General features: G+C 64.4%; 10 protein-coding genes. 5 read left to right on the top strand and 5 right to left on the bottom strand.

The features are described from left to right. Positions 1-360 precede the first annotated feature (360 nt). Positions 361-561 (top strand): hypothetical protein, encoded by a 201-nt coding sequence (locus ACQR0U_RS30820; RefSeq protein ID WP_315714039.1) that lies wholly within the window; start codon positions 361-363, stop codon positions 559-561. A 131-nt stretch (positions 562-692) separates the two neighbouring features. On the opposite strand, the gene ACQR0U_RS30815 is transcribed toward ACQR0U_RS30820, so the two are convergent. From ACQR0U_RS30815 to fliI, 4 genes are all read right to left on the bottom strand, one after another. Beyond that, positions 693-1,685: an anti-sigma factor gene (locus ACQR0U_RS30815; protein ID WP_434842721.1), complete on the bottom strand. Its 993-nt coding sequence runs from the start codon at positions 1,683-1,685 to the stop codon at positions 693-695. Between the two features lie 51 nt (positions 1,686-1,736). After that, complete coding sequence (locus ACQR0U_RS30810) at positions 1,737-2,285, bottom strand: sigma-70 family RNA polymerase sigma factor (RefSeq protein WP_315714037.1); 549 nt, start codon at positions 2,283-2,285, stop codon at positions 1,737-1,739. A 153-nt stretch (positions 2,286-2,438) separates the two neighbouring features. After that, complete coding sequence (gene fliJ / locus ACQR0U_RS30805; protein WP_315714036.1) at positions 2,439-2,858, bottom strand: flagellar export protein FliJ; 420 nt, start codon at positions 2,856-2,858, stop codon at positions 2,439-2,441. A gap of 109 nt (positions 2,859-2,967) precedes the next feature. Next, positions 2,968-4,290, bottom strand: a complete 1,323-nt coding sequence (fliI, locus tag ACQR0U_RS30800) for a flagellar protein export ATPase FliI (RefSeq protein ID WP_315714035.1) — start codon at positions 4,288-4,290, stop codon at positions 2,968-2,970. 423 nt (positions 4,291-4,713) lie between these two features. On the opposite strand from fliI, the gene ctrA reads away from it, so the two are divergent. The 4 genes from ctrA to ACQR0U_RS30780 all read left to right on the top strand — a co-directional run bounded on the left by ctrA (position 4,714) and on the right by ACQR0U_RS30780 (position 10,549). After that, the gene (gene ctrA, locus ACQR0U_RS30795; RefSeq protein WP_012046382.1) at positions 4,714-5,415 is read left to right on the top strand and encodes a response regulator transcription factor CtrA; all 702 of its coding nucleotides are present in this window, start codon (positions 4,714-4,716) and stop codon (positions 5,413-5,415) included. Between the two features lie 1,326 nt (positions 5,416-6,741). Further along, the gene (locus tag ACQR0U_RS30790; RefSeq protein WP_434872371.1) at positions 6,742-7,146 is read left to right on the top strand and encodes a hypothetical protein; all 405 of its coding nucleotides are present in this window, start codon (positions 6,742-6,744) and stop codon (positions 7,144-7,146) included. A 697-nt stretch (positions 7,147-7,843) separates the two neighbouring features. Next, positions 7,844-9,535: an alginate export family protein gene (locus ACQR0U_RS30785; RefSeq protein WP_434872370.1), complete on the top strand. Its 1,692-nt coding sequence runs from the start codon at positions 7,844-7,846 to the stop codon at positions 9,533-9,535. A gap of 12 nt (positions 9,536-9,547) precedes the next feature. Continuing rightward, positions 9,548-10,549, top strand: a complete 1,002-nt coding sequence (locus ACQR0U_RS30780) for an SDR family NAD(P)-dependent oxidoreductase (protein WP_315752689.1) — start codon at positions 9,548-9,550, stop codon at positions 10,547-10,549. A 199-nt stretch (positions 10,550-10,748) separates the two neighbouring features. Here ACQR0U_RS30780 and ACQR0U_RS30775 read toward each other — a convergent pair whose 3' ends face one another. Then, positions 10,749-12,896, bottom strand: coding sequence for a phospholipase D-like domain-containing protein (locus ACQR0U_RS30775; protein ID WP_434872369.1), 2,148 nt, complete (start codon positions 12,894-12,896; stop codon positions 10,749-10,751). Between the last annotated feature and the right edge of the window lie 40 nt (positions 12,897-12,936).

Here is a 12,936-nt window from a genome sequence, read left to right as displayed (position 1 = left end):
CGGAACCGCAGAATTCCGGGCGCGTTTGATCGGCGGGGCCGGCGCGAGGCGTCGGCTTTTGCCGTTTTTACCGGCGGACCACCCCTTGCTTTGCCGCCACAGGCAAACGAATTCTTAATTTTGCGTTAGGTGGCTGAAATTTCATCCGCATACCGAACAACAAATCAAGTTATTGATATAACTATATAAATTCATATTTTATCGACTTTCGATCGCGAGGCATCACGCCTTATCACACACTTGTGATGTGGCCTACGAAACAGAATTGAGGTTTCCTACGTTAGTTCACGCGAGACGATGAACCGGAAAGCCCCCGGCTCACACGAATCAGCGAAGGACGGAAGACGGCAGGAGGCTTCCATGAACCACTCGATTTACAGCGCGGATCGTACGACCCACCTCAAGATCGTGGTGGTTGCGCTCGTGGCTGGCATCGCAGTGGCCGGCCTCGGCATCTCCGCCCGACTGAATGCGGAGCCGAACTACGCGCAGACGGCAAAGGTCCTCAAGGCCGGCAAGCCGGTCGTGGTGACGAGCTCGGAGATGTCGGTGGTTCGCTGACAGGAATTCCCGGAATTCACGCGGTTCTCACAGCCCCCCAACTGGCCGCGTGGATATGTAGTAGACCCAACCCCAAGTCGACTACTGAAAACGCCCGCTCCCCACGGGCGTTTTCTCTTTTGGGCCTTAAATCACCGCGCCGACGGCACCGTCTCGATCAGCTTGCCGGTAAAAACGATCGGCCCGGTCGCCTGCCCGGTCGGCGACCCGCCCTCAGGCTCGACCGTGACGGCGTAGGTCGCACGACTCACGGTGTCGGCGTCGTAGGACGAGAGAACGGGACGGCTGGTGAAGTCGCTGCCGCCGATCACGCCGAGCGAGCGCGGCTTCTGCAGCTTGTCGGACACGAGCCACAACTCGAAGCTCTTACCCGGCTCCGGCGCGGCGCCGACCCGGCGCACAGTGTAGCTCTTGCTGGCGGCATCGACGGTCAGGATGAACGCCGGCGACGCCGCGTCCTTCTGCAGGAGGGCAACGAACTGGGCGGAGGGTTGCGCGACCGGCACCTTGACCTCGACAGTCTGGATCCGCGGCTTCGGCTGCAATGGCCGCGGCAGGAGGTCGGGGCGGTAAACCTGGACGCCGACCAGCGCGAGCAGCACGGCCGCGAGCGCGGTCATGACGTTGGCAACCGCGCGCAACTGCCGGACCTTGGACGAAAGCTGAACGACATTGGTGTCGTCGTTCGCGATCTCGCCAGCCGCGAACGTGCTGCGTGTCGGCGTGATGACCGGCGCCGCGACCTCAGGCTCTGGTTCGCTGACGGGAGACGCATGGATCGGCGCAGCTTCCGCTTCGACAGGCGGGACCTCGGGAGGCGCGGGCTCGGGCTGAGCGGCAACGACCGGAGCCTCGACGATCGTCACCTGTCCAGCCGGCGCGCTCTCCGCGTTCGCGCGCAACCGCGCGATCTCGGCCTTGATGCGCTCCCACAGCTCGGGGCGCGGCTCGACCAGCCCGACCATCTGGTTGAGCGGACCGAGACGAAATTCCCACGCCTGGACCAGCGTCGTAAATTCCATGTCGACGGCCATCATGGTCTCAACCTGCGCCCGTTCGGCGGCATCGAGCGTCCCGAGCGCATATTCCGCCGCCAGCGCGATATGGTCTTCGCTATACGCCATCACAGGTCCAGGTCACGTCCTACAAGGTCTCTCGCCGGTCCGAACAGCACCTCATCCGAGACCGAGGCATTGGCGGATGTCCATCATGCTCCGCCTCAGCCAGGTCTTCACCGTGTTCACCGGCGCCTCGAACTTGGTCGCCAATTGCTCGCGGCTCCAGCCGTTATAGTAGGCGAGCAGCACGAGCTTCTGGCGGTCGGGCTCGAGCTGGCCGACGCATTCCAAAAGACGCTTGAGCTCCTCCGACATCTCGCGGCGCGCCAGCGGATCCGGCGTCTCGGCCGCAACCTCCAGCGCGGAGGGCTCATCCTCCAAAGACAGCTCACCGCGCTTTCGCACCAGGTCGATGGCGCGGTTGCGGGCGATGGCGGCCATCCAGGTGATCGGGGAAGACACCGCCGGGTTGAACTGTGCGGCGTTGTTCCAGACCTTCACATAGGTCTCCTGGACGACCTCCTCGGCGAGGTCCTGTCGGTGCAAGATACGGAGCACGACGCCATAGAGTTTCGCGCGCGTCGCCGCGTAGAGGCGCTCGAAGGCGGCCTCGTCCCCTTTGGCAACAGCGGCAAGCAACCAGACCAGCTCTGCCGGCGTCAGCATTCAGCGTCCCCGAAAATCGCCCCACTCCCTCGTTCGAGCCTACGTCCTCCCGTAGCACAAGTCCTGGGCAACTCTCCACCGGGGCGGGCGCGACGAAAAACCCGGACCTCGCGGCCCGGGTTTTCGAAAGCGACAGCCGTGACGGCGACAGGCTCAGGCGATGACGCCGAGCCGGGCGCGCATCAGGCCGATAGAGTCCATGTCGGCCTGCTCGCGGGCGCTCTCCTCGGCCTTCTCGCGGGCCTGGTCACGCTCGTCGAGCAGCTCGACCTTTTTCATTTCCTCGAACGCCTCGGACAACGCGGCCTTGGCGTCCTCAAGCTGGGTGCGCAGCTCGTCGGCCGAGCGCGTCAGGTTTTCCCGGCGCTGGATCGCGGCCTTGGCGTAGGTCGGATAGGCAAAATGGGTCGGGTCGTTGATGCCGGCCCGCTCCTGCTCGGTCTGGATCTCCCGCTCGAGCTCGGCCGACATGCGCTGGAAGTCAGCGATCATGCCCTCGATCTGCGTCACCCGGCGGCGTTTCTCATCCACCTGAAATTTCTTCAGACGGATCAGCGTTTCGCGCGACTTCATCGACTCATACTCCCCAGAAGTCCCGTGTACGGCGCGGGACAGGGCCGGCCGCCCTTGCTGGGCTCGCCGACTAGGCTCATTACATGGAGGGGATGATTACCCGACAAAGTTAGCTTTCCGTTTCCAAGCGCCCCAGGATCTGTTCCAGCTCCCGATACCCGTTCTGCAGCGTCGAGACCTCGTCCTTGCGCTGGCGCAGGAACGCCTCCAGCGGCTCGTGCAGCCGGATCGCCTCGTCGACCTCCGGACTGGAACCGGCGCGATAGGCACCGAGCCGGATCAGCTCCTCCATGTCGGCATAGGTCGCCATCACTTGGCGCGCGCGCATGATCGTCGGCAAGAATACGGGGTCGGCCGATTTCGGCATCGTGCGCGACACCGATTTCAGGACGTTGATCGCCGGATAGCGGCCGCGTTCGGCGATCGAACGCTGCATCACCACGTGGCCGTCGAGAATGCCGCGCACCGCATCCGCCACCGGCTCGTTGTGATCGTCGCCATCGACCAGCACCGTGAAGATCCCGGTGATGGTGCCCTCGCCGCTGCCCGGCCCCGCCCGCTCGAGCAGTTTCGGCAGCTCGGTGAACACCGTCGGCGTGTAGCCCTTCGCGGTCGGCGGTTCGCCGGCCGACAGCCCGATCTCGCGCTGCGCCATCGCAAAGCGCGTGACCGAGTCCATCAGACAAAGGACATCCTTGCCCTCGTCGCGAAAATATTCCGAGATCGCGAGCGTCAGATACGCCGCCTGCCTTCGCATCAGCGCCGGCTCGTCGGACGTCGCGACCACGACGACCGAGCGCGCGAGGCCCTCCTCGCCGAGATCGTCCTGCAGGAACTCCTGCACCTCACGGCCGCGCTCGCCGATCAGCCCGATCACCGACACCGCCGCGTCGACGTTGCGCGCCAGCATCGACAGCAGCACCGATTTGCCGACGCCGGAACCGGCGAAGATGCCGAGTCGCTGGCCGCGGCAACAGGTGAGAAAGGTGTTCAATGCACGGACGCCGAGATCGAGCGGCGAGCCGACGCGCCGGCGCGAATGCGCCGGCGGCGGATTGTTCCGATAAGGAACCGGCGAGGCGCCCTGCGGCAGCGGCCCCTTGCCGTCGATCGGCTCGCCCATCGCATTGATGACTCGGCCGAGCCAGGCCGGCGACGGCCGCACCTGATTGGCGGCATTGGCGATCACGGCGCGGCAGCCGCGGCGCACGCCCTCCAGCCCGGCGAACGGCATCACCACGGCATTCTTGCCGGAGAAACCGATCACTTCGGCAGGGATGTAATTGTTGCCGGTCTCGATCACGATGCGCGCGCCGACCGACATCGCATGAATCGGCCCGGCGATCTCCACCATGAGTCCCTTCACGCCGACGACACGCCCATAGGTGTTCACGGCGTCGATGTCGCTGATCTGCTCGGCCAGAGCCTTCATTGCCAAAGCGCCTTCATCGCGAGAGAGCTGTCATTGGGCCAGAGCCTTCATTGCGAAAACCTTAAGTAGGGGCAGATTCGCGTCGTCGGCTTAACTCTGTGTTTACTCGCATCATTAATCATTACGTCATGGTCTGGAGTGACTGACGTGCTTCGCTTTGCCGCCCTCAAAAAGCGGTGAGATCCGAGAGTCGGTTAGGTCCATCTCTTAACATGGAGCTTGAACGAGAGCGGCTAAGAAAAACTGCTTCATCGCAACACCTTACGGCGATTCGATAAAAATTGCACGGATAGAGCTTGCGGAGGGGAATCAGGATTTGTTAACCATCTCTCGTCAGGATCCGAATCAGTTGTTCAAAGGCGTTTTGAGTGCCGCAGATGGCGGCCGACCTGACGCCCGGAGCGGCGACTATGGGGAACTGGCATGCGCGTTTTGCTGATTGAGGATGACAGCGCCGTCGCGCAGTCGATCGAACTGATGTTGAAGTCCGAAAGCTTCAATGTCTACACGACTGACCTGGGCGAAGAAGGCGTCGACCTCGGCAAGTTGTACGACTACGACATCATCCTTCTCGACCTCAATCTGCCCGACATGTCCGGTTACGACGTGCTGAAGCAGCTGCGTGTCTCGAAGATCAAGACGCCGATCCTCATCCTGTCCGGCCTCGCCGGCATCGAGGACAAGGTCAAGGGTCTCGGCTTCGGCGCCGACGACTACATGACCAAGCCGTTCCACAAGGACGAGCTGATCGCCCGCATCCACGCGATCGTCCGCCGTTCCAAGGGCCACGCCCAGTCGGTCATCCAGACCGGCGACCTCGTCGTCAACCTCGACACCAAGACGGTCGAAGTCGGCGGCCAGCGCGTGCATCTGACCGGCAAGGAATACCAGATGCTGGAGCTGCTCTCGCTGCGCAAAGGCACCACCCTGACCAAGGAGATGTTCCTCAACCATCTCTACGGCGGCATGGACGAGCCCGAGCTGAAGATCATCGACGTCTTCATCTGCAAGCTGCGCAAGAAGCTCGCCAACGCCTCCGAAGGCCGCAACTTCATCGAGACCGTCTGGGGCCGCGGCTACGTGCTGCGCGAGCCGCACGACATGGACGAGCGCATCCCCGCCTGATCTTTCACTGGGTCCACCGGCGAGCCTCACGGCTTGCTCCTCCCAGACTGGGCCCCGCCGCGAATGGCGGGGTTTTTGTTTGTGGGGGGTGTTGTCGTGTCGCTGAACGCGCAACGCGGACGCTCACGCTCTGGGCTTCGATGAGCGTTCGACACGAGCTCTCGCGCCGCGACCGGTGCGCTCCCCTCCCCCTTGCGGGGAGGGGTCGGGGGTGGGGGTCTCCGGAAACGGTCTTCATGGAATCCCCATCGAAGCTGACAAAGCAACGCTCGCACCGATGATACTGGGCGCCTGCCCCAAACTCCGTCCTGAGCAAGTCACCCCCACCCCCAACCCCTCCCCGCAAGGGGGAGGGGAGCTCACCGCGACTGCCGCACGGGGCGTGCCTCAAACGTCCAGAAACTGTCGTCCGCGTCTCGCAGCACAGCACGTCACAAGCACTTCGGCGGTCGCGTGCCATCTGCATCGCGCCCCACATCCAATCACCCCAAACCCTCGCGATCTCGCGGCGCCCAGCGCCCGAGCTATGTGCCATTCTCACCGCCCTCTCCTAACCGAGGGCGCAGGGAAGGCCGGGCGCTGGCCGCGCCCGTGGCCCGCCTGCAGAAAAGAAAGCAGGCGGCAGTCACCACAGGTCTGGCCGAAACACCCGGCCCTCCCTGCGCGATGGCTTTACGATTTATACGCGATCTCCCTGGGGACCGGCTGTCTTGCCCCCATCACCCGCAGGCAGCTCATCAGCAACGCCCGCAGGCTCGACCTCAGCACCGGGAGGCCAGGACCACGCGACTTCACCGTGCGCCCGGGATCGTTCGTCGGCACGGCGAACCATGCTGCGATCCCAAGCGCCCATCGCATCCCACACCCGACGTCCGTGACGACCGCGAAGCGTCCCCTCGTTGGGGCGGGACGCGCGGAGTAAAGCACATTTTTCGTAAAAACAAAATAGAATTTCGATAAACAGAAATCATATTTCTTCCAGCCGTTCGAACGGCCACCGTGAAGGCTTGCGTTCCCGATCGAGACCCTGTCGAACGCTCCTGTTTCGGATCGACGATCTGCCATGTGCGGCTTCGCGCAAGTCACCTGCGATGCCCATGCGGCGCAGAGATCGGTCCCAACGTCAGAGGCATGTTGCGGAGCGACATCGGCTCCGCCGGGCACCGCACCAGAGCCGAAGAAATGATGCCAAAAGGTGTGCGGACCGTGACGTCGCACCCGCCCTTATTACCTTGAGTTGCATCAAAGACGGCCAGCAATTTCCGTGGCAGGCTAGCACTGACGGCGTATCCGTCATCAATGGTCCTTCAACGTGAGGAGTTCACTATGGCTAGAAGCATTGCTGTTGGTCTTGCTATTCTCGCCGTCTCTACATCTGCGGCCTTGGCAGGACATCGTACTCATCATGCAAAAGGTACTCATGCAAAAGCCAGTGCGGCTCAGCAGGTCGGGGCGAGCAAAAGTGATCGCGACCAATATGGAAATATGCAGGTCAATCCCGGAACTCCGGGCCTGAGCGGCAGCAACGCTGCCCTACATGCAAAAACGCATCGCGATTCCGGCTACGGGCCGAAGAGTGACTACAATGCAGACGGGACCCTGCGGGTTGATAGCGGAACTCCGGGCGTAAGCGGCAGCAACGCTGCCCTACATCGTAGAACGCACCGCGATTCCGGCTACAATCCCAAGAGTGACTACAACGCGGACGGGACCCTGCGGGTGCATCAATAGTCGTTTCTTGCGACCACGTGATTGGCCCGGAGCGTTCCGCGTACCGGGCTTTCACGTCCACGAAAACTAGCGGTCCTTGCATTGACCGACAGCGATTACGGTGACGCTGCTCGACTGCACAAAACTATCATCTCGGCCGTTGTGTAACGGCGGGCCCATGAGTCTGGCCGGTCGCGCTGGCGGCACCGTACGCGCGGACGCCATGTAGGAGCTAGTCGCAAAGATACTGTTCCTGCTGTCGTCCGAGGCGTCGAACCTGACCGGCGCGTTCTACGCGACGGACGGCGGATGGACGGCCTATTGAACCCGCTTCCAGTCCGCTGAGGACTGGAACGATTGTTCACCCACGATCAGCTTCGAGCAAAGAGACGAGATCATGATGCGATCCCGCGGACCCGCATCATGATCTCAGAGTCTCGGAAGAGCCGCGGACCTAGCGGCACTCCTTGATTACGGTGACGCTGCAGAAAACTATCGGAAAACTACCGCGCGATCCTCCTCCAACGGCGAGCCTCGCCAAAAGCACGTCCATGAGTCCGTCCGGTCGCTCTCGCTGCAGCGGCGCGGACCGGATGGGTGGCCTGCGGCACATTTCGCTCTGGTTGATCAAGATCAATCGCGCTACCTTGGCCTCGCCGATCATCGGATCACGCAATGAGCTGGTGGCAGAGCCATGCCGGACGGCAGACGTCTCCCAATGCGCGGAAGCCTCGGTCCGCACCTGGCGGCGTGGCTGTTCTCGCTGCTGCTCGTTTCTGCCGCCGGCGCCCAGGCACTGGGGCCCACGTTCGAGAACCGGCCGATCGAGTCGGTGCGTCTGGTGCTGTCGGGCGTGGTGCCCAGTGGGGCGCAGCGGGTCGCGTTCGAGGATCGCATTCGGCGGGCACTCAACATCTATCCGGGGTCGCAGCTTCACGACCTGATGGTCGATTTCGGGCTCGCCAAGGTGAAGCGCATCCCCGGCGTGGCCACGGCCTCGATCAACTACGTCGACGGCAACACCGGCGGCGTTGCGGTCGAGCTCAGCGTCGTCGTCGGCGACCGGCCGCAGGCGGATCCGGGCCGCGTCGATTTCCCCTATCTTCATCAGGGCGACGACAGCCTGCTGAAGCTCAAGCTGACGGCCGCGACGCTCGGCTACGCCAATCACGATGCCTGGTATGGCCGGCCGCAGGCCTTCGTCGGCGCCAATCCACTCGCCAAGGGACCGGCCGGCGCCGGCTGGTCGTCGTTCGGCGAAGCCGCGCTGGAGGGCGGGCTGCAGGGCATCGGACCGGTCGGCAACAACATCTATGCCTATGGCAGCCTCTCCTATCTGGCCAGCGGCTCGACCGGCACGGACCTGTTCGTCACCGGCCCGCGCCGCCATGGCGCGATCGAGGACGCCTATGCGGGCCTCGTCACGGGGATCACGGGCGACGACGGCTCGCGGCTGGTGATCAACCTGTCCGGCGGACGGCAGCCGTTCCAGATTGCCGACGGCATGCTGATCAGGATCACGGCAGCCAACGGTTTTGACCGCGCCGCGCTGCAGCTCAATCCGCGCTGGGCTGCCGACAGTTTGTTCCTCGCGCAGGCTCGCTACAACACCACGAAATTCGAGGCCTTCCGTCTCGCCCCCGACGAGCTGCCGGCGATCGATACCCACACCGTCATCGCCGGCGCGAACCTCGAGACGGGCCTGGGCACGCCGCATCAGCTCGGACTGACCTATCTGACCGTGCCGCGCTCCGACTACGGCTGGTACACGGCGACGGCGCAGGGCACGCGCCAGGGGCTGCAGGTCGCCGACGTGCGCTACTACTGGACGCCGGCCATCGGCGCGTCCGGTCCCTATGCGAAGACGGAGCTGGCGTTGCAATGGAACGACCGCAACGCGTTTCCGATGCGCGCCTGGGGCGGCTATGTCGAGGCGGGCTACACCTTCAACGAGGCGCTGTGGCGCCCCACTTTGAGCTATCGGCTGTCCGGATTCAGCGGCGACAATCCGGCGACGCGGACCTATGAGCGCTGGGATCCGCTGTTGTCGGGCGGCACCGGCGAGGAATGGGTGCAGGGGCTGAACCACTACAAGCTGTTTCAGGACACCAACCTGATCGCCCATCGCCTGCAGGCGATCCTGCGGCCGGCGCCGCAATGGGAGCTCGTGCCGCAGGCCTGGCTGTTCCAGGCGCAGCAGCTCAACAATATCGGCGGCACCACCTCGACGCTGGCCAGGCATCTGCTCGGCTACGAGGTCAATTTGACGGTGAAGTATTTCATGAGCCGCAACGTGATGTTCCAGTCGGGCGTCGCGCTGACGGCGCCGCTGTCCGGCGTCAGCCAGGCCGTTGCCGGCAACACCCGCCCGTGGTTCAGCGCGATGTCGCTGGCCCGGATCAGCTTCTGAGGGGAGATGTCGATGGATCGCCGCAGCATGTTGCAGAGCCTGGGTTCGGGGGCCGTGACGATTCCGCTGGCGCAACTGCTTCCGGGAGGCGCTGAGGCGGCTGAGCCCGTCGGCCCGGCCAACCTCGCGATCAGCCCGATCGATCCGGACTACTTCATCAAGGATCGCTTCAAGTCACGGACGATCGCCATCACCGGATTTGCCCGCGGCATGGGCCGCGCCGCCGCGCTGCGGGCGGCGCGCGAGGGCGCCAACATCGTCGGGATCGACTGGCTGCCGGACACGGCGCGCGAGACGGCGGCCATGATCCAGCGCGAGGGTGGCGCGATCGAATTTCTCGTCGGCGATGTCGCGAAGGGCGACACCTGCGACATGATGGTCAGGCGGGCGGTCGAGAAATTCGGCGGACTGGATTTTGCCATCAACAATGCCGGCGTCATGGACGGCGTATTTTCCGGCGAGGCGTTCGACTACGACAAGCAGAAGGACCTGCTGTTCGCGCCGATCCACGAAGCCTCCGATGCCTATTGGGACAATGTCCTCGCCACCAACGCCACCGGCGTGTTCCGCGCCATGCGGGCCGAGCTGCGGCAGATGGTCGCGCAGAAGCGCGGCGGGGCGATCGTCAACGTCGCCTCGATCGCCGGCCTGACCGGACTGGCCGGCAATCCGGCCTATGTCGCCAGCAAGCACGCCGTCAACGGATTGACCGCCAACGCCGCGGTCGACTACGCGCCCCACGGCATTCGCATCAACTCGGTCAACATGGCGGCGACGGACACGCCGATGATCGCGCGGGCCGCGCAGGCCGTCGCGGCCAAGATGCAGCGGTCGCCGGCCGACGGCGGCATGGGACGGCTGAAGACAAACTCGATCCTCAGCTATGCCGATCCCAGGCATCGTCCGGCCACCGTGTGGGAGCAGGTCGCGGTGATGCTGTTCCTGCTGTCGCCCGAGGCGTCGAACCTGACCGGCGCGTTCTACGCGACGGATGGCGGATGGACGGCCTACTGAGCCCGCTTCAAGACGGCTAGAGCATGATCTTTTCGGAAAACCGGTTTCCATTTTTTTGGATCATGCTCTGAGGACTGGAACGCTCGTGTGCCCGCGATCCGCTTCGGGCAAGAGACGAGATCATGATGCGATCCCGCGGACTCGCATCACGATCCCATGGCCTCGTCTGCGCGGCGACGGTTCAGCGCGGGCGCAACGCTCAGCGCCCTTTCCTCTTGGCGCTCGTCTTGGCTCGCCTGGCGGTCTTGGTCGCGGTCTTCTTCGCCGGACGCTTGGCCGCCGTCTTGGTCGCCTTGGCCTTCGCCTTCTTCGCTGAGGCGGCACGCTGGCTTGCCGTTTTCGACGCCTTCTTCGCGACCTTCTTTGTCGTGCTTGTCTTGCGGCCGGCCGAGGTCTTGGCTGCAGCGGCGGTCTTCTTTTGGGCCTTCTTGGCCGGCTTGGTCGACGGCCTCGCGGGCTTCGTCGTCGCAGCCGGTGTCTTGGCCGGCTTGGTGGTGCCGGTTGGCTTGGCGGGCTTCTTCGGCGTCGGTGGCGTTTCGACCGCCCCGCCGCCACCCGCCGCCGACAGCCAGAACCGCAGCTCCGGCGACTTCTCATCCGCGCCCTTGATGTAACGGTCCTGCCAGGTGTCGTCGGATTGCAGCGGCTTGCCGAAGATCTCCGGGTGCTGCTGCAAGAGGAAGCGCCAGGCGTAGTGGTCGTAGAGGTCGAGGACGTGGCAGGCATAGGCCTCGGCGAGACCGCGGTGACCGCGGATGATCAGCATGTTCTCGTCGTTGTTGTGCGAGGCGCGGAAGCCGAGATTGTGCGAGCCGGTGACGACGACGCAGTCGTCGCTGAACGGATCGATCACCACGATCTTGCTGTGGATGATGGCGAAGCCGTATTTGCCGAGCTCCCTCTCCCACTTGCCGAACGCGTCCTGCACCGCGCCGGCCGGCACGGCGCGGAAATCGATGCTGCCCTTGGCGCCCGGCTTCTTCGGCTTGCCGGCCTCGCCGACCACCGTCACCTGGGGCGCGGTGTCGTCCGCTCCCTCCTCCGCCGGCACCTCCGAATGGCCGCCGGAATGCAGCGCGGCGGAGAAGTTCGTCGCGCGCACCGGGCTGGTCAGCGCGCCCCGCACGAACAGATCGGGCTTGTCCTTGAGCAACTGGCCGGCGACGTCGAGGATCGAGTTGTTGCCGGGATCGAAGGCCAGGAACAGCACGGCGTGCTTGGCCGATCGCATCAGCTCGAACACGCGGCCCATGTCACCGGGCGTATCGGGATTCTTGCCGAGCTTGCCCGGCGTGTTCGGCGAGAACATCGGCTCGATGGTGACGCCGTGGCCCAGGTCGACCGGCGCCTGGATCGCGTCGGCATTGTTGGCGCGGGCGAAGTCGCGCAAGGTCTTCGACTGCAGCGCCGACTTGTCGCCGGCGGCGGCGTCGACGTCGGCCTTCAGCGCGTTCCAATAGCCGAGATAGCGCTGCGCCAACACTGGGCTCTCCACCACCAGCGCGTTGTTGGTCTGGGTGCACAGGCCGGTCGAGGTCCAGTTGGTCGAGCCGGACAGCACCGCGCTCGGCTTGCCGTTCTCGGTGAGCACCATGAACTTGTTGTGCGGGATGCTGCCCTTACCGAGGATGCGGTCGATCACGGTGACGCCGGCGGACTTGAGGTCGGCGCGGTTCTCGGCGTCGGCGTCGTCGGTGTCCTTGCCCTGCTCGTTGCCGAGGATGACCGTGCGGCTGTTCGGGTTCTGGTGCAGCTGCTTCTCGAGGCCGTCGGGATCGTTCAGCTCGTAGAGGGCGGCATGGATGGCGCCGCCGCCGGCATCGGCGCGCGCCAGCAGCGAGGTCAGGCCGTCTTGAAGCTGGCCCATCAGGCGGATGCGAATGGGATCGGCAGGATCGAGGATGTGCGGGGCCAGCGCCGACACGCTCGGCTTGTCGTTCAGCGCATGGCTGAGCGCCTGGGTCGCGGTGATGCCGCGGTTGAAATAGACGTGGAACGGCGGCCGCTCCGGCGTCAGCGTGACCGGATTGCTCTCCAGCGGCGCGACGCCTTCGAGCGGCGTCAGCGCCTGGCCGGGCGTGCCGGCCATCGGCACGATGCGATATTTGTAGGTGCCGCCGCGCTTGGCGAACAGATCCTTCCACCAGAACTTCTGGATCGGCGCCTGCTCGGTGGTGAGCTTGTCCGCGGTCTGCCCGGCAAACCGTGCCAGCGCCGGCAGCACGGTGTCGGTGTGATCGGCGAGATCGATGCGATGAATGGCGAAGCCGAGACAGCCGTCGAGACGGCGATCGAAGGTCCAGGCGATGACGGCAATATCATTGTTCGAAAAGGCAAGCGCGGGCATGGCGGCACTCCTTGTCTGACAAGGATATGTCGTGCGGTTG

This window comes from Bradyrhizobium sp. HKCCYLRH3097, from assembly GCF_051167875.1.
In the GTDB taxonomy this organism is placed as follows: domain Bacteria; phylum Pseudomonadota; class Alphaproteobacteria; order Rhizobiales; family Xanthobacteraceae; genus Bradyrhizobium.
Note: the sequence above shows the minus strand (reverse complement) of the source record. Positions and strands in the feature narration are given on the sequence as shown.

What these genes read in the sequence shown, in the direction of transcription:
- fliI (WP_315714035.1), bottom strand. Translation starts at nt 4,290, where the DNA reads ATGAAGGCTCTGGCCGAGCAGATCAGCGACATCGACGCCGTGAACACC.
- fliJ (WP_315714036.1), bottom strand. Translation starts at nt 2,858, where the DNA reads ATGAAGTCGCGCGAAACGCTGATCCGTCTGAAGAAATTTCAGGTGGAT.
- ACQR0U_RS30815 (WP_434842721.1), bottom strand. Translation starts at nt 1,685, where the DNA reads ATGGCGTATAGCGAAGACCATATCGCGCTGGCGGCGGAATATGCGCTC.
- ACQR0U_RS30790 (WP_434872371.1), top strand. Translation starts at nt 6,742, where the DNA reads ATGGCTAGAAGCATTGCTGTTGGTCTTGCTATTCTCGCCGTCTCTACA.
- ctrA (WP_012046382.1), top strand. Translation starts at nt 4,714, where the DNA reads ATGCGCGTTTTGCTGATTGAGGATGACAGCGCCGTCGCGCAGTCGATC.
- ACQR0U_RS30780 (WP_315752689.1), top strand. Translation starts at nt 9,548, where the DNA reads ATGGATCGCCGCAGCATGTTGCAGAGCCTGGGTTCGGGGGCCGTGACG.
- ACQR0U_RS30820 (WP_315714039.1), top strand. Translation starts at nt 361, where the DNA reads ATGAACCACTCGATTTACAGCGCGGATCGTACGACCCACCTCAAGATC.
- ACQR0U_RS30810 (WP_315714037.1), bottom strand. Translation starts at nt 2,285, where the DNA reads ATGCTGACGCCGGCAGAGCTGGTCTGGTTGCTTGCCGCTGTTGCCAAA.
- ACQR0U_RS30775 (WP_434872369.1), bottom strand. Translation starts at nt 12,896, where the DNA reads ATGCCCGCGCTTGCCTTTTCGAACAATGATATTGCCGTCATCGCCTGG.
- ACQR0U_RS30785 (WP_434872370.1), top strand. Translation starts at nt 7,844, where the DNA reads ATGCGCGGAAGCCTCGGTCCGCACCTGGCGGCGTGGCTGTTCTCGCTG.